Below are 17,388 nucleotides of genomic sequence, written 5' to 3'. Positions count from 1 at the left end.
CGTGACACCCGCCGGTCTGCTTCTATACGGGCGGCCAGGGAATCGCAGGCCACTCGCCGCTCGGCTCGGGATGCTTCCCCGTCTCCAGGAGTACGGCGACACGCGCGCGCGTGGCGTCGAGTTCGGCCTCCGTGATCAGGGCCGCCAGCCGCATGGCCAGGGCTCCCTGCGCGGCCAGGGCCTCCTGGAGGGACTTGAGGACGTCCACCGCCTCCGGGGCCAGCGGCTCCCCCGCCCACCCCCACAGCAGCGTCCTGAGCTTGTTCTCGGTGTTGAAGGTCACGCCGTGGTCGATCGCATACAACCGGCCGTCGGCCGTGGGCAGCAGATGGCCGCCCTTGCGGTCCGCGTTGTTGATCACGGCGTCGAGCACGGCGAGCCGGCGCAGCCGCTCGTCGTCGGCGTGCACCAGCAGCGCCGTCTTCCCCTCGCCGACCTCGGCGAAGCCGATCGCCTTCCAGCCCGGCTCCGGCTCCTCACCGTCGACCAGGGCGAGCAGCTCGGCCTCGGGGCTCACCTCGATCCACAGCTGGACCATCCCCTCGCCGTACGGCCCCTCCCGCAGCACGGTGGGCGGCACGAGGCCCCAGCCGGTCGCCTCGGAGACCTCGTAGGCGGCCACCTCGCGCCGGGCGAGGTTGCCGTCGGGGAAGTCCCACAGCGGCCGCTCGCCGGCCACCGGCTTGTAGATGCAGGCCTCTTCCCGGCCCTCGTGGGAGATCGTGCAGTACAGCGCCGCGTTGGACGCCTCGCGGATCCGGCCGCGCACGGTGAGCTCGCCGTGGGTGAGCAGGTCAGCGAGCGGCTCGTCGGTCGTCACGCTCCGCGGCGGTATCCGTTCTGGCGCGGACATACGTGTCCTTCCGGGTCGAGCGGGAGGCTGCACAGCGGGCACGGCGGCCGCCCGGCGTTGACGACGTCGAGTGCGCGCTTGGCGAAGGCCCGTGCCTGCGCGCCGGTCAGCCGGACCCGCAGCATCGGGGGCCCGTTCTCCTCGTCCTGGAGCAGGCGCTCCTCCGCCTCCGCGAGGTCCTCCTCGGAGTCGGCGTCGAGCTCCACGAGGGCCTGCGCCTCGACGATCATGCGCTGTTCCTCGCCGTCCCAGGCAAGGGCCATGGTGCCGACCCGGAACTCCTCCTCGACGGGGGTGTCCAGTGGATCGGTGTCGGAGATCTCGGTGGAGGCCACGGCCGGGACGGCTGCGCTGCCGCCGCTGCGCCGTACGACCTCGTCGAGCAGTTCGTCCATGCGCTCGGCAAGGGCGGCGACCTGGGTCTTCTCCAGGGCCACGCTGGTCACGCGGGGGCCCGCGGTGGCCTGGAGGAAGAACGTACGGCGTCCGGGCATACCGACCGTACCGGCCACGAAGCGGTCCGGGGGGTCGTAGAGGAACACCTGACGGGACACGTCCTGTCTCCTGGAATTCGTGGATCGACATCGGACCGGATGACCGCACGGCCTGCTGGTGCGGACGGGTGCGGCGCTACTGCGACCGCTTCACCCTACTGCGCCCGACGATCACGGTGCGCCCGCACCGCCCCCGACCGTGGCGTCGCCGGCCGGGGGTTCCTCGCGCGGCGCCAGCGATGCGAAATCGCCGGTGTCACCGAGTCGTACGAGAAACGGCCTCAGACGTGTGTAACGGATCGCGGTGATGGAACACGGTTCAACGGAAATCCTCTGGAAAAGGTCGAGATGAAGTCCGAGTGCCTCCGCGACGAGCGACTTGATGATGTCGCCGTGCGAACACATCAGGTAGACGGCGTCGGCGCCGTGGTCGCGCTCCACGCGCGCGTTCCATTCTCGTACGGCTTCGGCGGCGCGGGTCTGCATCGCGCGCATCGATTCGCCGCCCGGGAACGCGGCGGCCGACGGGTGCGCCTGTACGACCTCCATCAGCGGCTCGTCCTTGAGCTCGGCGAGCTTGCGGCCGGACCAGTCGCCGTAGTGGGCCTCCCCGATGCGCTCGTCGGTGTGCGCGGTCAGCTCGGGGCGGGCGTCGAGGAGCGGCCGGATCGTCTCCTGGCAGCGCTGCAGCGGGCTGCTGACGACCTCGGAGATCGGCAGCCCGGCGAGCCTGCCGGGCAGGGCGGCGGCCTGCGCGGCGCCGCGCTCGTCGAGGGCGATGCCGGGCGTCCAGCCGGCGAGCACCCCCTCGGTGTTGGCGGTGGAACGTCCGTGCCGGACCAGGATGAGCGTGGGCATGCGGCCAAGAGTAGGCATACGACGGGGTGCATCGGCGGGCCCGGGGCGGGAGAATACGCTCCGTGATCGTCGACTGCGCCATCTACCGGGACGGGCGTCGGACGGAGGGGCCCGCGGACTTCTCGCACGCCCTGGCGCAGTGCCGACGCGGGCGGGACGCCTTCGTCTGGATCGGCCTGTACGAGCCGACGGAGAAGGAGTTCGACCGGGTCTCGGAGGAGTTCGGGCTGCATCCGCTGGCCGTCGAGGACGCTCTGAACGCGCATCAGCGGCCCAAGCTGGAGGTGTACGACGACTCGCTGTTCATGGTCCTCAAGCCGGTCGGCTACGAGGCGAAGAGCGACATCGTCACCGCCGGGGAGGTCATGGTCTTCATCGGTGACTCGTTCGTGGTGACGGTGCGGCACGGCGAGGAGGCGCCGCTCGCAGCCGTGCGGCACCGGCTGGAGGAGGAGCCCGAAATGCTTCGGCACGGCCCCACCGCGGTGCTGTACTCGATCGCCGACGCGGTGGTCGACCACTATGTGGAGGTGGCCGGCGAGCTGGGCACCGACCTGGAGGAGCTGGAGACGGAGGTGTTCTCGCCGACCGGCGGGGGCTCGCGGCACACCGCGTCCCGCATCTACGCCTTCAAGCGGCAGATCCTGGAGTTCCGCAGGGCCACGGGCCCGCTGGCGCAGCCGCTGGCCCGGCTGGCGGGCGGAGGCGTCTTCAGCACCCGGGTGCCCTTCGTGCACGAGAAGGCGCAGCCCTTCTTCCGGGACGTGAGCGACCACCTGACGCGCGTGAACGAGTCGGTGGAGGGCCTGGACCGGCTGGTCTCGGACGTGCTGTCGGCACATCTGGCACAGATGAGCGTGCGGCAGAACGACGACATGCGGAAGATCTCCGCGTGGGCGGCCATGGCGGCGGTCCCCACGATGATCGCTGGGATCTACGGCATGAACTTCGACCACATGCCGGAGCTGCACTGGCGGGTGTCGTACCCGGCGGTGATCCTGGCGATGGCCAGCCTGGAGGTGCTGCTGTACCGCCTCTTCAAGCACCGGGGCTGGCTGTAGCTCAGGCGAACTCGGGTGCCGTCCTTGCGGTTCCGCCCAGTGCGTCGCGCCGCTCGGGCATGCTCAGGCTCACCATGCGCCGCCAGCCGGCGAACCGCTCGTAGGCGTAGACGGCGTGGATGCCGGCGGCGAGCAGCGCCGACTTGGCCCTGGGCCAGCCGAGGATGCGCCCCATGTGGTCCATGACGGCGAGGCTGACGTCCCGGTAGATGCGGATCTCCGCGAGCGCGCACTCCCGCAGTGTGCGCTGGATGGCGCGGCCGTGTCCGGCGTGTGCGAGGCGCAGCAACTCCTCGTGGCAGTAGGCCAGGTGGTTGTCCTCGTCGTCGGAGATCATCCGCACCGCGCGGCCGATGTCGGGGTGGTCGGCGAAGTGCCGGCGCAGCAGCTCCATCTGCTCGGAGGCGCGCTGCTCGGTGACCCGGCTGTGGGAGAGGTAGGTGACGATGTCCTGCACGGTGAGCGGTTCGTCGTTCCTGAGCTTGTCGTGGGGGAGCCCGATGCCGTTCTTCTCCAGGAGCATCGTGTAGTCGGTCTCGGGCGGTACGGGGACGGGTTCGAGGCCGCGCTTCTTCATCAGGGCGTTGAAGATCCGCCCGTGCTTGTCCTCGTCCGCGCCGTGCCGGGTGATCTTGGGGGCGAGGTCGCGTTCGCTGTCGGGGACCAGCGCGGCGATCCGCCCGTTCTCCCAGCCGCCCTGGGACTCGCCGCTGGCCGCGATGGAGCAGAACAGGGCGAACGACTCGTCGTCGTCGAGGATCTCCTGGAAAAGACTCCTGGCCGAAAGCATCGTGGGCACCTCTCTGCCGGTCTCGAACGAGTCAAATGCGGCGCTGGAGGTGCTGCAACAGCTGTGTCGGAGGACTCGGCCGAAAGGAGGACGCAAGGGGTCGCATCGGAGGCGTAACCGCGCGCGGCCGGGCGCGTTGTTCTCCGTGACGGCCGTGGCGGGGAAGACCCCCGAGCCCCCACCACGGCCGCAGAGACTTTTCCCCGCCGCCCCGGAGCGTGCGTTACGCCAGTCCGGCGCGCTCCAGGGCCTCGGTGCCGGCGCGGAGCGAGGCGACCCGCTCCTCCAGCGTGAAGCCGGCCGGGTTGAGGCTCAGGGTGGTCACCCCCGCCGCCGCGTACTCCTTCATCCGGTCCGCGATGCGGTCCACGGAACCGAGCAGCGCCGTCTTGTCGATCAGGTCGTGCGGGATCGCGGCCGCGGCGCCCTGCTTGTCGCCGGACAGGTACTTCTCCTGGACCTCGGCGGCCGCCGCCTCGAAGCCCATGCGCTGGGCCAGCTGGTTGTAGAAGTTCTGCTTGGCGCTGCCCATGCCGCCGACGTACAGGGCGGTGTAGGGCCGGAACGCGTCGGCGAGGGTGGCCACGTCCTTGTCCTCGCCGACGGAGAGCGGAAGCGTCGGGCAGACGTCGAAGCCGTCGAGGGTCTTGCCGGCCTTCTCCCGCCCGGCACGCAGGTGTTTGATCGTGGTCTCCTCGAGGTGCTCGGCCGAGGGGAAGATCAGCAGGGCGCCGTCGGCGATCTCACCGGTCTGCTCGAGGTTCTTCGGGCCGATCGCGGCGATGTACAGCGGGATGTGCTCGCGCTCGGGGTGCACGGTCAGCTTGAGCGGCTTGCCCGGCCCGCCGGGCAGCGGCAGCGTCCAGTGCTCGCCCTCGTACGACAGCCGCTCGCGCGTCATCGCCTTGCGGACGATGTCGACGTACTCACGCGTGCGTGCCAGCGGCTTGTCGAACTTGACGCCGTACCAGCCCTCGGAGACCTGCGGGCCGGAGACGCCGAGGCCGAGGCGGAAACGGCCGCCGGACAGCGAGTCGAGGGTGGCGGCGGTCATCGCGGTCATCGCGGGCTGGCGGGCCGGGATCTGGAAGATGGCCGACCCCACGTCGATGCGCTCGGTCTGGGCGGCGACCCAGCTGAGCACGGTGGCCGCGTCCGACCCGTAGGCCTCGGCGGCCCAGCACACGGCGTACCCGAGGCGGTCGGCCTCCTTCGCGACCTCCAGGTTGTCCGCGTCCATTCCGGCACCCCAGTAGCCGAGGTTGATCCCGAGCTGCATGCCGATACCCCTTACCGATCAGTAACGTCCCTGTCGGCCCGACCCTAGCGTGCGGAAACTGGTTGTCCACAGGCCCCCACGCCGAAGGGCCGGGCCAGTAATCTCGGCGTTCATGGAGCAGAGGTATCTCGGCCGGACCGGCCTTCGCGTGTCCCGCATCGGACTCGGCACGCTCACCTGGGGCAGGGACACCGACGAGCACGACGCCGCGGACCTCTTGAAGACGTTCTGGGAGGCGGGCGGGAGCCTGGTCGACACGGCGGACGTGTACGGCGACGGGGAGGCCGAATACCTGCTCGGACGCCTCATAGAAGGCCTGGTTCCGCGGCGGGACCTGGTGATCTCGACCAAGGCGGGCAGTGTGCCGGACCCGGACCGCCGGGTCGACGGCTCGCGCGGGCATCTGCTCTCCGCGCTGGACGCCTCACTGGCCCGGCTCGGCACCGACTATGTCGACGTCTGGCACATCCACGCCTTCGACCCGCACACCCCGCTGGAGGAGACCCTGCAGGCTCTCGACCTTGCGGTCAGCAGCGGCCGGGCGCGGTATGCCGGCGTCTCCAACTTCTGCGGCTGGCAGCTCGCCAAGGCGGCGACGTGGCAGCTGGCGGCGCCCGGGCTGCGGACCCGGTTGGCGGGCACGCAGATGGAGTACTCGCTGCTGCAGCGCGGCGTCGAGCGCGAGGTGCTGCCGGCCGCGCTGGACCTGGGCATCGGCCTGCTGCCGTCCTCGCCGCTGGGCCGCGGGGTCCTGACGGGCAAGTACCGGGGCGAGGCCGTGCCGTCCGACTCGCGCGGCGCCTCCGAGCACCTGGCACCCTTCGTCGCGCCGTACCTCGACGACACCGCGAGCCGCATCGTGGACGCCGTGCAGACCGCGGCGGACGGGCTCGCGGTGACGCCCCTGCAGGTCGCCCTCGCGTGGATCCGCGACCGGCCCGGCGTGGCCGCGCCCATCGTCGGTGCGCGCAACTCCCAGCAGCTCACGGCGGCATTGTCAGTGGAGGCCCTTAGTCTTCCTGACGAGATCTGCCGGGCGCTCGACGACGTGTCGGCGCCCGTGCACCGCTATCCCGATCACGACTGGAGCACGCTGTGAGCACGGAGCCCGAGCCCACCGAGGACGCAGAGAACGCCGAGCCGGGGACGCCGGGCGCCGCGGGGCCGAGCGGCGAGGGCGCGACCGCGGCGGACGGTGACGGCGCATCGGCCACCCAACTGTCCGAAGCCGAGGCCGAGCTGGCGGCCCAGCGGCTGGAGCGGGAGCGGATCGAGCGGCGCAAGGCCGAGAAGGCGGGGCCGGTCGAGAGCGGCGCGAAGCTCAGCGGGAAGGCCGCGGATCTGCTGGCCGCCGTCCGCGCCGTGGAGAGCGGCGCGAAGCCCGTGGCCACCGTGTTCAGTGAGTCCGCTCCGCGCCGTCCCGCCCCCGAGCCGGTACGGCGTCAGCAGCCGACGCCCCCGGCCGCGCCCGCTGCTGCGGCGCCGGAGGCCGTCGACGCGGTACGGCGCGTGCTGAGCGCCGGCGGCGCACCGGAGGCGCTCGCACCGCAGGTCGCCGCCGCTCTCGGCGAGGGTGCGGAGGACGTTCTGCGGGAGGACCCCTGGCTGCTGTTGCGCGTCGGCGGTGTGCGGCCCGAGCAGGCCGACGGCTTCGCGCGGGTGCTGCTGGGCGCGGAGTGCGGTCCGGACGACGAGCGGCGGGGCCGGGCGCTGACGGGGTGGCTGCTGGAGCAGGCGGCCCTCGCCGGGCACACGGCGCTGGAGATGCCTGCGCTCACCGCGGCGCTCACCCAGCGGGGCGTGCCCGACGCCGACGCGGCCGTGCAGAGCGCTGTCGCGGAGGGCGAGGCCCTGGTCTTCCAGGACGCCCTCGACCCGACCGCTCCGGCACCGGAGACGGCCGAGGAGGCCGAGGAGCGTCCGGTACGGATCCTGGTGGGCCTTGAGCGGTACGCGCTCGCGGAGGAGAGCCTCGCCGACGGACTGGCCCGCCTGATCAACTCGGTCCCGAAGGAGGACGGTTCGGCCGAGGCCTGGGAAGAGGCCGCCGCCTCCGCACCGGACACCGCCGCCGAACTCGTCCGCGCGGTCGCAGGCCACGGCCTGGTCCTGCACACCGGCGGCGAGGCCTCCCTGACCGAACCGGCGGCCCTGCTGCAGGCAGCCACCACCCTCGGCCTGCGCGCCTGGGCGGCCACCCACACCCCGACCGGCCGCGACCGCTTCGCAGCACTGTGCGCGGGGCGCCCCGGCTCGGTGCCGGGCGGCAACGCGGCGCGTGGCGCCGCTGGGGAGCCCGCGGTGACGAGCAGTGGCGTGCCCACCAGCAGCACACCGGGCGGGCGAGCGGGGAACGGCCCTGCGGCCGGCGGCAGCGCGGCGAGTGGCGCCGCTGGGGAGCCCGCCGTGACCGGCAGCACACCGGGAGGCCCCGCAGGCAACGAGCCGGTGCCGGGCGGCAGCACGGCGGGCGGAACTGCGCCTGGCACGGGTGCCGCCGGTGTCGCCACCGTCGCCGGGCTGCTCTCGGGTGACGAGGGGCCCGGGCGGGATGCGGACGGGGCGTTGGACCTGGATCTCCTCGTGGTGCTCGACGCGCCCCAACTGGACGTCGAGACGGGGGCCCTGCTCGTCGAGTCGTTGCCCGACGGTGCCCGGCTGGTGCTGGCCGGGGATCCGGGGGTGCTGTGGTCGGCGGGGCCCGGGCGGGTGTTCGCCGATCTGCTGGCGGCGCGGGTCTGCCCCCGGATCGCCTCGCGGCGGCCGGACCTCGGCCCGCTCGGCGAGCTGGTCTCCGGTATCGGCATCGGTGAGCTCAACCAGGTCGAGGCCCCCGGCAAGGAGGTCGTGATCGTCCCGGTGCGGGACGCGGGCGAGGCGGTCCACCGGACCGTGCAGCTCGTCGCCGACTCGGTGCCCCGGGCGATCGGCGTGCCGCCCGAGCAGACCGTGGTGATCACCCCCGGCCACGGCGGCGCGGCCGGCACCCGCGCGCTCAACGCGGCACTGAAGGAACGCCTCAACCCCGGCCCGGGCCGCTTCGCCGGCTTCGACCCCGGCGACCGGATCGCCTACTCCCCCGCAGCGGGCCGTACGACAACGGGCAAGGTCGTGACGGCCGACGCCGCCGGGTTGCATCTGTCGTGTGCGGGCGCCTCCGTCGTCGTACCGAAGGAGCGGGTGGAGCAGTCCGTGCGGCACGGGTGGGCGCTGACCGCGCACCAGGCGGTGGGCAGCAGGTGGCCCGCGGTGGTCGTGGTGCTGCCCGGGGACGCGGCGCAGTCCCTCAGCCGCCCGTGGGTCTACACGGCGTTCGGCAGGGCGGACCGCCACCTCTCCGTGGTCCACGGCGTGGACCAGGCACTCCCCCGTGCCGTGGCCGAGGTCCCGGCAAAGCCCCGCACGACCCGTCTGCCGCTCCTGCTCAGCACCCAGGTACCGGCCACCGGCTGACCGAGGGGCCAGACCAAACGGCGGCGGCGTTCACGGAGGTCATCCGTGAACGCCGCCGCACAACGGTCCGGCCCCGCGCTAGCGGTCCGCGTCCAGTGGTTCCAGGTCCTCGTCGCCGTCCAGGTCGGTGTCGAGTTCGTCCTCGAGGTCGTCGTCGGTCACGCCGGCGAGGCGGCCGTCGTCGATCTCGTCGTCGAAGACCGCGCTGACGTCGAAGCGGCAGACCACCCGCTGCGGATCGATCTGCTCGAACGGCGCCTCCAGCCAGTCCCCCGGCTCGGCGGGTTCGTCCGCGGCCGTCACCCACAGCGTGGAGTCGCCCTCCTCGAGACCGAACTCCTTGTGCCGCGAGGCGATCTCGTCCGGTTCGAACTCGCCGAACAGCACGCCCAGCGCCCCGTGCACGGTCGCGGAGGTCTCCGCCCCCCGACCGTCGTCGTCCGCCGCCTCCACCCGCTGCGCCTGCGCCAGCAGCCGATGCTGATCCGCCACGGCATAGTCGCGGCGGATCAGCACACTCAGCGCGTTCGGCTCCTCGGGGCCCGTGTACGGCGGCAGCGTGTCCTCCGCACCGGGGATCTCGAAGGGCGTGACCTCGTCGTAGCGGTCGTAGAGCAACTCGTCGTACGTCTCGGCGGCCGCGGCGAGCTCGTTGAACGCCTCGTAGACGGCCTGGTCGTCCTCCCCGGACCTGCGTTCGACCGCGGCCAAGTGACGGTCGAGCGCGGTCTTGACCGCCTCGGCAGCGGCTCGTACCTCGGCAGCGGTGGGCTGCGCAGCATCAGACATAGTGCAGACGCTATCCGTACCGGGCCCCAGCCCGCACAATAGATGCGATGCCGGAATACGAATTTGTCGACGTGTACGTACCGCGCGGGGTCTCCCGCAAGGACGCCACACGCCTGCTGACGGACCATGCCGAGTACGGACACTGGGAGTTGGACCGTCTGAGCCTGCTGCGCGACGGCAGCCGCAGGGTGCGGTTGCGCCGGCGGATCATCCGCCAGGTGCGGGCCACGTGGTGAGCTGAGGCGAGGACGGAGACGACGGAAACGGAGCGGGCCCCGCCAGCACGGGGCCCGCTCCGTTCTGCGCACCGTAGGGGAAGTTTGCGGTGCTCGGCGTGGAGATGCGCCGGTTCAGACCGAAGCGCGCGCCTTGCGGTACATGACCGCACCCGCCAGCAGCGCCCCGGCGCCCACCGGGAGCACGACGCCGATCGGCAGGTCACTGCCGGTGTGCGCGAGCTGTGCGCCGCCCAGCGGCTGGGTCACCGTCTGGGTGCCCGGGTGGTTGGTGTGCGAGGAGCCGCCCGGCGTGCTCGGGTTGCCGGGGTGACCGGGGTGGTTCGGGTTGCCCGGGTGGCCAGGAGTGCCCGGGTGGCCGGGAGTGCCCGGGTGACCGGGGTGACTCGGGTGTCCCGGATTACCGGGGTGTCCGGGGTTGCCGGGGTTGCCGGGTTGCCCCGGGTTCCCGGGCGGAGGCGTCTGGTGGCCGCCGCCCGAACCGCCGTTGGTGCACTCGTTGTCCTCGGCGGCGTTGCCGATGCCGACGATGTTGACGCTGTTGCCGCAGACATTGACCGGCACGTCGACCGGCGCCTGGACGGTGTTGCCCGAGCCGATGCCGGGCGAGTCACTGGAATGTCCGCCGGCCTGGGCCCCGCCGCCGGAACCGCCGTGCCCGCCCTCATTGCTGCACTCGTTGCCCCGCGCCGGGTTGAGCAGTCCGACGACGTTGACCGTGTTGCCGCAGACGTTCACCGGCACATGTACCGGCGCCTGCACCGTGTTGCCGGACAGTACGCCGGGCGAGTCCGAGGCGGAGCCGTTCGCGCCCGAGTCGGCGTGGGCGTAACCGCCCGCCGCTGCGAGCACGCCGGTCGCCGCCATCACGGTCATCAGGCCCTTGCGGGTGACCTGTCGCATTGCTGAATTCTCCCTGCCTTCATTCCTGACCTGGAATCCCGCGAAATCCCACGCGGAAATTCGCGAAACGGCCGGTCGGCTCCGGAGCGCATGGCCGCACTCCGGAGCCGACGGGCGTGAACGACCCTCAGCGGGTCGACATCACTTGTTGATGCAGGTGTTGCCGAAGGCGGGGTTCAGCAGCCCGATCACGGAGATCGTGTTGCCGCAGACGTTCACGGGGACGTGCACGGGCACCTGAACGACGTTGCCGGAAGCGATACCCGGGGAGTGCACCGCGGCACCCTGAGCACCGGCGTCGGCGACGGCCAGGCCCGCACCCGCGAGAACCAGACCACCAGTGGCAGCCGCAGCAGCGACGACCTTCTTGAGCATTATTCCTCCTTGTTGGCAAAAGCGATCTCGTGTTGCTGATCGCATTACCTGTAACGAGGAGGAAGTAATGGAGCTACGAGCTGATGGTCGCATTCACCCTTCTCGGGCCCGTTCCGTACGCGCGGCCGATTACGAAGGTCACGAGGCGTCGATGAAGCGGTCCAGCACGCGCACTCCGAACTTCAGGCCGTCGACCGGCACCCGCTCGTCGACGCCGTGGAACATGCCGGCGAAGTCCAGCTCCGGGGGCAGCTTGAGCGGTGCGAAGCCGAAGCCGCGGATGCCCAGCTCGTCGAAGGACTTGGCGTCCGTGCCGCCGGAGAGCATGTACGGGATCGCCTTGGCGGCCGGATCCTCGGCCACCAGCGCGGACTGCATGGCATCCACCAGCGCCCCGTCGAAGGTGGTCTCGACGGCCTTGTCGGCGTGCACGTCCTCGCGCCGCACCTTCGGCCCGAGGATCTTGTCCAGGTCGGCGAGGAACTCCTCCTCGAACCCGGGCAGGAAACGCCCGTCGACGTGCGCCGTGGCCTCGCCCGGGATGACGTTGACCTTGTAACCGGCGCCGAGCTGCGTGGGGTTGGCGGTGTTGCTGAGGGTCGCGCCGATGAGCTTGGCGATGCCGCCGAGCCTGGCCAGGGTCCCCTCCATGTCCTCGGGGTCCAGCTCGGTGCCGAGCGCGTCGCCGAGTTCGTCGAGGAAGGCCCGGGTGGTCTTCGTCACCCGTACCGGGAACTTGTGCCGTCCGAGCCGTGCGACGGCCTCCGACAGTTCGGTGATGGCGTTGTCCCGGTGGATCATCGACCCGTGCCCGGCGGTGCCGGCCACGGTCAGCTTCATCCAGTGCATGCCCTTCTCGGCCGTCTGGATGAGATAGAGCCGCCGCTGCTCGTTGACTGTGAAGGAGAAGCCGCCGACCTCGCTGATCGCCTCGGTGACGCCCTCGAAGAGGTCGGGGTGCTTGTCGACCAGGTGCCGGGCGCCGAACGTGCCGCCCGCCTCCTCGTCGGCGAGGAAGGCGAGGACGATGTCGCGCGGGGGCCGGCGCCCGCTGCGCAGCCGGTCGCGCACGACCGCCAGGGTCATCGCGTCCATGTCCTTCATGTCGACGGCCCCGCGGCCCCACACGCAGCCGTCGGTGACCTCGCCGGAGAACGGGTGGTGGGTCCAGTCGTCGGCGTTGGCCGGTACGACGTCCAGGTGGCCGTGGATGAGGAGCGCGGGCCGTGACGGGTCCTCGCCCTCGATCCGGGCGACCGTGGAGGCCCGGCCCGGGTACGACTCGAAGATCTTCGAGTCGAGACCCACCTCGGCGAGCTTCTCGGCGACGTACTCGGCCGCCTCCCGCTCACCCGGCCCGGAGTGGTCGCCGTAGTTGCTGGTGTCGATCTGGATCAGCTCGCGGCAGAGGTCCACGACCTCGTCCTCGCCGGTGACGCCCCTGGCCGTGTCCGTGTCGCTCACGCTGCTTCCTCCCGCTGTCACTGCTGGTGGTTCCCCTCATCCTCCCCCTGAGTCCGGCCGCTCCCCAAGACCGGACCCCGCCCGTCACACGCCGTTCACGCCGGACGGGGGGTGAGGGGGGACCTCTCGAAAGCCTGGTAATGTTTCCTTCGTCGCCGCGGGGGAAACCCCGCACGACAGACACCTTGTCCGGGTGGCGGAATGGCAGACGCGCTAGCTTGAGGTGCTAGTGCCCTTTATCGGGCGTGGGGGTTCAAGTCCCCCCTCGGACACCAGCCGAAGCCCCCGGCCGCTCAGCGGCCGGGGGCTTCGTCGTACCTTCACGGCTGATCCGGCCGTCACCCGTCGCCCGGCGTCGTCCCCGCGCGGATTCCGCAAGATTCCCCGAGGTCGGGCGAAGTCCCAGCTCCCCCCGTGCGCTCCGGCGCGCGCCTGGCTCCGTGGCGCCCTCCGGATTTACAATTTACTTGACTCGACCTTACAGGGCTTGTTGACTGGTTCGGAGCCAGTGACTCCCAGGTGACAAGAGGTGAAGCTCTGTGAAGACCCAGGGAAGCCTGACGATGGAGCGTCGGCCGGAGGCCGTCCCGAGAGTCACACCGGGGCGCCCCCAGCCCCTGGGCGCCACCGTCGACGCCGACGGCGTGAACTTCTCGCTCTTCTCCGAGCATGCGACGCGCGTCGACCTCCTGCTGTTCGACCGCTGTGACGCGCCCCTGCCGTCCCGGGTCGTGCGCCTGCACCCCGAGCGGCACCGCAGTTTCCACTTCTGGCACTGCCATGTGGCCGGGATCGGCCCGGGGCAGGTGTACGCGTACCGGATCGACGGCCCCCGCAACACCCACCACTCGGGGGCCCGCTTCAATCACCGCAAGGTGCTCCTCGACCCCTATGCGCGGGCCAACATCAACAGCTGCTGGGACCGCACGCACGCCATCGGCGGCGGGGACAACGTGGAGCACTGCATGCGCAGCCTGGTCGTCGACCTCGACGACTACGACTGGGAGGGCGACCGTCCGTTACGGACACCGATGACGGACACGGTCATCTACGAGATGCACGTAAGGGGCCTGACCGCCTCGCCCACCTCGCGCGCCGCCCACCCCGGCACCTTCTCCGCGGTCGTGGAGAAGATCCCGGAGCTGAAGCGGCTCGGCATCACCGCCGTGGAGCTGCTGCCCGTCTTCGACTTCGACGAGACGCAGATCCTGCGCACCGGCCCGGACGGCACACGGCTGCACAACTACTGGGGCTACGACCCGTACGGCTTCTTCGCCCCGCACACCGGCTACTGCGCCGAGCCCCATCTCGCCGGGCACATCACCGAGTTCCGGGACATGGTCAAGGCGCTGCACCGGGCGGGCATCGAGGTCATCCTCGACGTGGTCTTCAACCACACCAGCGAGGGAAACGAGTACGGGCCGACGATCAGCTTCCGCGGCCTGGCCAACGAGGCGTACTACCACCTCTGGCCGCAGGACCGCAGTCGCTACATGGACTTCACGGGCTGCGGGAACGCCGTCAACGCCAACCATCCGATGGTCACCAAGTTCATCCTGGAGTGCCTGGAGTACTGGGTGACCGAGCACCATGTCGACGGCTTCCGCTTCGACCTGGCCTCGGAGATGTCCCGTGGGCCCATGGGGTACGAGATGGCCGTACCACCGGCCCTCTGGGCGATCGAGCTGTCGCAGGTGCTCGCCGAGACGAAGATCATCGCGGAGCCGTGGGACGGCGGCGGGCTGTACCAGGTCGGCCGGTTCCCGGGGAAGCGCTGGGCGCAGTGGAACGGGCCGTTCCGGGACGACGTACGGCGTTTTGTGCGCGGGGACGCCGGCCTGGTCGGGGAGATCGCCTCCCGGCTCGGGGGTTCGGCGGACCTGTTCTTCCCGCAGCAGGTGCTGCCGACCAACAGCATCAACTTCGTGACCTGCCACGACGGGTTCACCCTGAACGACCTGGTCTCGTACCAGCACAAGCACAACCACGCCAACGGCGAGTCGAACGCCGACGGTGCGCACGAGAACTTCAGCTGGAACTGCGGGGTGGAGGGCCCGACGGACTCCGAGGAGGTGGAGCGGCTCAGGGTGCGGCAGATCAAGAACTTCCTGTCGATCCTGATGCTCAGCCGGGGCGTGCCGATGCTGCTCGCCGGGGACGAGTTCCGCAACAGCCAGCAGGGCAACAACAACGCCTACTGCCAGGACAACGAGACCTCCTGGCTGGACTGGGACCAGGCGGAGAAGGAAACGGAGATACGTTCCTTCACCGAACGGGTCATCGGGCTGCGGAAGCGTTTTGGGACCTTCCGCGAGGCCCGCTTCTTCACCGAGCGCCGCAACGAGCGGGGTCAGGCCGACGTCACCTGGCACGGCACCAAGCTGCTGTGCCCCGGCTGGGACCACGCGGACGCCCGGGTGCTGGCGGCCACGCTCGGCGGCTTCGACGGCGACCCCGACCTGCATCTGATCCTGAACATGTACCACCTGGGCCTGGACTTCGAACTGCCGCCCGTCGAGGGCCACCGCTGGTTCCGGGTCCTGGACACGGCCTGCTCCGGGCCGCACGACCTGCTGCCCGCCGGCGCGGAGGAACCGGTCGACGGGGCCGTCTTCCACGCCCACGGCCGCAGTGTCGTCCTCCTTGTGGCGCTACCCGACGAGAAGGGCACGTGACGAGATGAGTGCCACCACCGACCGCCGTATCTTCTCCGACACCCTCGCGGGATATGTGACGTACCACAGCCCCACCCAGCACCGTTTCGGGCTGCGCACCTCCGACGGCCGCGAGTTCACCGTGCACCTGGCCCGCAACGTCGTCTCCCGCATCGTCCGCAACCTGGGCGACCCCTACCACGACACCACCTCGCGCACCCGGGACATGCTGGGCACCGGGCGCTTCCTGTTCGCGTACGGGATCTTCTACGAGTGGGAGGGCGGCGCGCGCTTCGAGGCGAAGGAGATCACCTTCCCCGAGGAGAGCCGCGGCCACTACGTCTTCGAGCATCCCAACTGGTGGGTGCAGCAAGCCGCGGCGATCGCCGACTTCTATCTGCGCGGCCAGTTCCCCGACGGCAAGTTCGACTGGCGCAACTACCGCACCCACCTCACCCTCGACGGGGCGCACCTGCCCGAGCACGCGGGTGCGAACGTGCGGCAGGAGACCGACACCATCTCCCGGCTGGTCTACGGCCTTTCGACCGCGTATCTGCTGACCGGCGAGGACCGGTTCCTGGACGCGGCCGAGAGCGGGACCGAGTACTTACGGCAGTACATGCGCGTCGACGACAAGCAGGACGGGATCGTCTACTGGTACCACGGCATGGACATCACTCCGACCGGGCGGCGCAAGGTGTACGCCTCGGAGTTCGGGGACGACTTCGACGCCATCCCGATGTACGAGCAGATCTATGCGCTGGCCGGGCCGACCCAGACGTACCGGGTGACCGGCGATCCGCGGATCCTCGAGGACATCGACCGGACGGTCGCCCTGTTCCAGCGGTACTTCCGTGATGAGGAGCGCGGGGGCTTCTTCTCGCACATCGACCCGATCAACCTCTCCCCCTGCGACGACGCGCTGGGCCGCAACCGTTCCCGCAAGAACTGGAACTCGGTCGGCGACCACGCCCCGGCGTATCTGATCAACGCCTATCTGGCCACCGGCCGGGAGGACTTCGCCGAGCTCCTGGAGGAGACCGCGGACACCATCGTGGCGCGCTTCCCGGACGAGCCCGACAGCCCCTTCGTGCAGGAGCGCTTCCACGAGGACTGGAGTCCGGACCGCACCTGGGGCTGGCAGCAGGACCGGGCGGTGGTCGGGCACAACCTGAAGATCGCCTGGAACCTGACCCGGATCCGGGCCCTGCACGACAAACAGGAGTACGCCGAGACCGCCCGGCGGATCGGCGAGATCATGCCGCCGGTCGGCAGCGACCAGCAGCGCGGCGGCTGGTACGACGTGGTGGAGCGGCGGGCGGACGCGGACAGCGGCATCCACCGGATGGTGTGGCACGACCGCAAGGCCTGGTGGCAGCAGGAGCAGGCGATCCTCGCGTATCTGATCCTGGCGGGAACGGCGGACGACCCCGAGTCGCTCAGGCTCGCCAGGGAGGCCGCCTCCTTCTACAACGCCTTCTTCCTGGACCACCAGGACGGCGGGGTCTACTTCAATGTGCTGGCCGACGGGATCCCGTATCTGGTGGGCACCGAGCGGCTCAAGGGCTCGCACGCCATGGCCGGCTACCACTCGCTGGAGCTGTGCTACCTGGCGGCCGCCTACACCGGTCTGCTGATCAGCCACGAGCCGCTCACCCTGTACTTCCGGCCGCGCCCCGACGACCTGCCGGAGCGTGAACTGCGGGTGGCGCCCGACCTGCTGCCGCCCGGCTCGGTGGAGCTGACCCGGGTGTGGGTCGACGGGCGCGAGCACCATCACTTCGACGCCAAGCAGCTGACCGTGAAGCTCCCCGAGAGCGACGGGCCGGTGCGGGTGCGGGTGGAGCTGGAGCCCGTTCAGATGCGCCTGCGGATGCGCAGCGAGTTCGACGGCGGCACCGCGCACGTCCGCTGCGGCGGCGCGGTCGACGCAGGTGAACTGGACAAGTTCCGCCGGGTCCTCGGTGAGGTGATGGCCGCTGGTCCCCGGCGGGTGGAGTTCCATCTGTCCGAGGTCAGCGAGATGTGCCGGCCCGCGGTCAACGAACTGCTCGTGCAGCGCACCAAGGCAGGGCTCGACGTCGACTTCGTCGTCGTGGGCGCGGTCCTGCCCGAGGTCCGCGAAGCCCTGATGGCCACTGACGCCTTCCTGCTAGAGGGCGAGGAGGACTGAACCGTG

At 70.8% G+C, this 17,388-nt stretch carries 15 protein-coding genes and 1 tRNA gene; 7 read left to right on the top strand and 9 right to left on the bottom strand.

Translation table 11 applies throughout. The features are described 5' to 3' along the window. Window positions 1-22: 22 nt before the first annotated feature. The 3 genes from ABD355_RS31895 to ABD355_RS31885 form a co-directional block, all read right to left on the bottom strand. Complete coding sequence (locus tag ABD355_RS31895; RefSeq protein WP_344404318.1) at window positions 23-853, bottom strand: SCO1664 family protein; 831 nt, start codon at window positions 851-853, stop codon at window positions 23-25. Continuing rightward, window positions 817-1,407, bottom strand: a complete 591-nt coding sequence (locus tag ABD355_RS31890; protein ID WP_123964039.1) for a DUF3090 domain-containing protein — start codon at window positions 1,405-1,407, stop codon at window positions 817-819. Before ABD355_RS31890 ends, ABD355_RS31895 begins: the two co-directional genes overlap by 37 nt. A 111-nt stretch (window positions 1,408-1,518) precedes the next feature. Continuing rightward, on the bottom strand, window positions 1,519-2,205 hold the full coding sequence (locus tag ABD355_RS31885) for a histidine phosphatase family protein (RefSeq protein ID WP_344404317.1): 687 nt from the start codon (window positions 2,203-2,205) through the stop codon (window positions 1,519-1,521). A gap of 62 nt (window positions 2,206-2,267) precedes the next feature. Here ABD355_RS31885 and corA point away from each other — a divergent pair, with 62 nt between their 5' ends. Then, the gene (corA, locus tag ABD355_RS31880; protein WP_344404316.1) at window positions 2,268-3,266 is read left to right on the top strand and encodes a magnesium/cobalt transporter CorA; all 999 of its coding nucleotides are present in this window, start codon (window positions 2,268-2,270) and stop codon (window positions 3,264-3,266) included. Window position 3,267: 1 nt separating this feature from the next. On the opposite strand, the gene ABD355_RS31875 is transcribed toward corA, so the two are convergent. Together ABD355_RS31875 and ABD355_RS31870 are read right to left on the bottom strand one after the other, a co-directional pair. After that, window positions 3,268-4,056, bottom strand: coding sequence for a ferritin-like domain-containing protein (locus tag ABD355_RS31875; RefSeq protein ID WP_344404315.1), 789 nt, complete (start codon window positions 4,054-4,056; stop codon window positions 3,268-3,270). 223 nt (window positions 4,057-4,279) lie between these two features. Continuing rightward, window positions 4,280-5,335, bottom strand: a complete 1,056-nt coding sequence (locus tag ABD355_RS31870) for an LLM class F420-dependent oxidoreductase (RefSeq protein ID WP_344404313.1) — start codon at window positions 5,333-5,335, stop codon at window positions 4,280-4,282. 112 nt (window positions 5,336-5,447) lie between these two features. Between ABD355_RS31870 and ABD355_RS31865 the strand changes: the two genes are divergently transcribed. Continuing rightward, window positions 5,448-6,434: an aldo/keto reductase gene (locus ABD355_RS31865; protein WP_344404311.1), complete on the top strand. Its 987-nt coding sequence runs from the start codon at window positions 5,448-5,450 to the stop codon at window positions 6,432-6,434. Further along, entirely contained in the window at window positions 6,431-8,788 is a 2,358-nt protein-coding gene (locus tag ABD355_RS31860) for a helix-hairpin-helix domain-containing protein (protein WP_344404310.1), read from the top strand. The genes ABD355_RS31865 and ABD355_RS31860 overlap by 4 nt, the downstream gene beginning before the upstream one ends. Before the next feature lie 78 nt (window positions 8,789-8,866). Here ABD355_RS31860 and ABD355_RS31855 read toward each other — a convergent pair whose 3' ends face one another. After that, entirely contained in the window at window positions 8,867-9,577 is a 711-nt protein-coding gene (locus tag ABD355_RS31855) for a hypothetical protein (RefSeq protein WP_344404309.1), read from the bottom strand. Window positions 9,578-9,624: 47 nt separating this feature from the next. On the opposite strand from ABD355_RS31855, the gene ABD355_RS31850 reads away from it, so the two are divergent. Beyond that, window positions 9,625-9,813, top strand: coding sequence for a DUF5703 family protein (locus ABD355_RS31850; RefSeq protein WP_005485166.1), 189 nt, complete (start codon window positions 9,625-9,627; stop codon window positions 9,811-9,813). 114 nt (window positions 9,814-9,927) lie between these two features. Here the strand turns inward: ABD355_RS31850 and ABD355_RS31845 are convergent, their stop codons facing one another. The 3 genes from ABD355_RS31845 to ABD355_RS31835 all read right to left on the bottom strand — a co-directional run bounded on the left by ABD355_RS31845 (window position 9,928) and on the right by ABD355_RS31835 (window position 12,555). Then, window positions 9,928-10,716 (bottom strand): chaplin family protein, encoded by a 789-nt coding sequence (locus ABD355_RS31845; RefSeq protein WP_344404308.1) that lies wholly within the window; start codon window positions 10,714-10,716, stop codon window positions 9,928-9,930. Window positions 10,717-10,857: 141 nt separating this feature from the next. Beyond that, a complete protein-coding gene (chpH, locus tag ABD355_RS31840) occupies window positions 10,858-11,091 on the bottom strand; it encodes a chaplin ChpH (protein WP_030947654.1) in 234 nt (77 codons plus the stop codon). 138 nt (window positions 11,092-11,229) lie between these two features. Then, window positions 11,230-12,555 (bottom strand): M20/M25/M40 family metallo-hydrolase, encoded by a 1,326-nt coding sequence (locus ABD355_RS31835; RefSeq protein WP_344404307.1) that lies wholly within the window; start codon window positions 12,553-12,555, stop codon window positions 11,230-11,232. Window positions 12,556-12,742: 187 nt separating this feature from the next. Here ABD355_RS31835 and ABD355_RS31830 point away from each other — a divergent pair. The 3 genes from ABD355_RS31830 to ABD355_RS31820 all read left to right on the top strand — a co-directional run bounded on the left by ABD355_RS31830 (window position 12,743) and on the right by ABD355_RS31820 (window position 17,382). Beyond that, window positions 12,743-12,830 (top strand) — tRNA-Leu (locus ABD355_RS31830). A 264-nt stretch (window positions 12,831-13,094) separates the two neighbouring features. Continuing rightward, window positions 13,095-15,230, top strand: a complete 2,136-nt coding sequence (glgX, locus tag ABD355_RS31825; protein ID WP_344404306.1) for a glycogen debranching protein GlgX — start codon at window positions 13,095-13,097, stop codon at window positions 15,228-15,230. A 4-nt stretch (window positions 15,231-15,234) separates the two neighbouring features. After that, window positions 15,235-17,382, top strand: coding sequence for an AGE family epimerase/isomerase (locus tag ABD355_RS31820; RefSeq protein WP_344404305.1), 2,148 nt, complete (start codon window positions 15,235-15,237; stop codon window positions 17,380-17,382). The last annotated feature ends 6 nt before the right edge of the window (window positions 17,383-17,388 follow it).

Source organism: Streptomyces longisporus (assembly GCF_039532765.1).
GTDB lineage: Bacteria > Actinomycetota > Actinomycetes > Streptomycetales > Streptomycetaceae > Streptomyces > Streptomyces longisporus.
The sequence above is the reverse complement of the archived record's forward strand: the minus strand, read 5'-3'. Positions and strand labels throughout refer to the sequence as shown.

Bases quoted from the DNA above. Each gene is read 5' to 3' on its own strand.
- ABD355_RS31820 (WP_344404305.1), top strand. From the start codon at position 15,235: ATGAGTGCCACCACCGACCGCCGTATCTTCTCCGACACCCTCGCGGGA.
- ABD355_RS31865 (WP_344404311.1), top strand. From the start codon at position 5,448: ATGGAGCAGAGGTATCTCGGCCGGACCGGCCTTCGCGTGTCCCGCATC.
- ABD355_RS31855 (WP_344404309.1), bottom strand. From the start codon at position 9,577: ATGTCTGATGCTGCGCAGCCCACCGCTGCCGAGGTACGAGCCGCTGCC.
- ABD355_RS31895 (WP_344404318.1), bottom strand. From the start codon at position 853: ATGTCCGCGCCAGAACGGATACCGCCGCGGAGCGTGACGACCGACGAG.
- chpH (WP_030947654.1), bottom strand. From the start codon at position 11,091: ATGCTCAAGAAGGTCGTCGCTGCTGCGGCTGCCACTGGTGGTCTGGTT.
- ABD355_RS31875 (WP_344404315.1), bottom strand. From the start codon at position 4,056: ATGCTTTCGGCCAGGAGTCTTTTCCAGGAGATCCTCGACGACGACGAG.
- ABD355_RS31850 (WP_005485166.1), top strand. From the start codon at position 9,625: ATGCCGGAATACGAATTTGTCGACGTGTACGTACCGCGCGGGGTCTCC.
- ABD355_RS31845 (WP_344404308.1), bottom strand. From the start codon at position 10,716: ATGCGACAGGTCACCCGCAAGGGCCTGATGACCGTGATGGCGGCGACC.
- ABD355_RS31885 (WP_344404317.1), bottom strand. From the start codon at position 2,205: ATGCCCACGCTCATCCTGGTCCGGCACGGACGTTCCACCGCCAACACC.
- ABD355_RS31870 (WP_344404313.1), bottom strand. From the start codon at position 5,335: ATGCAGCTCGGGATCAACCTCGGCTACTGGGGTGCCGGAATGGACGCG.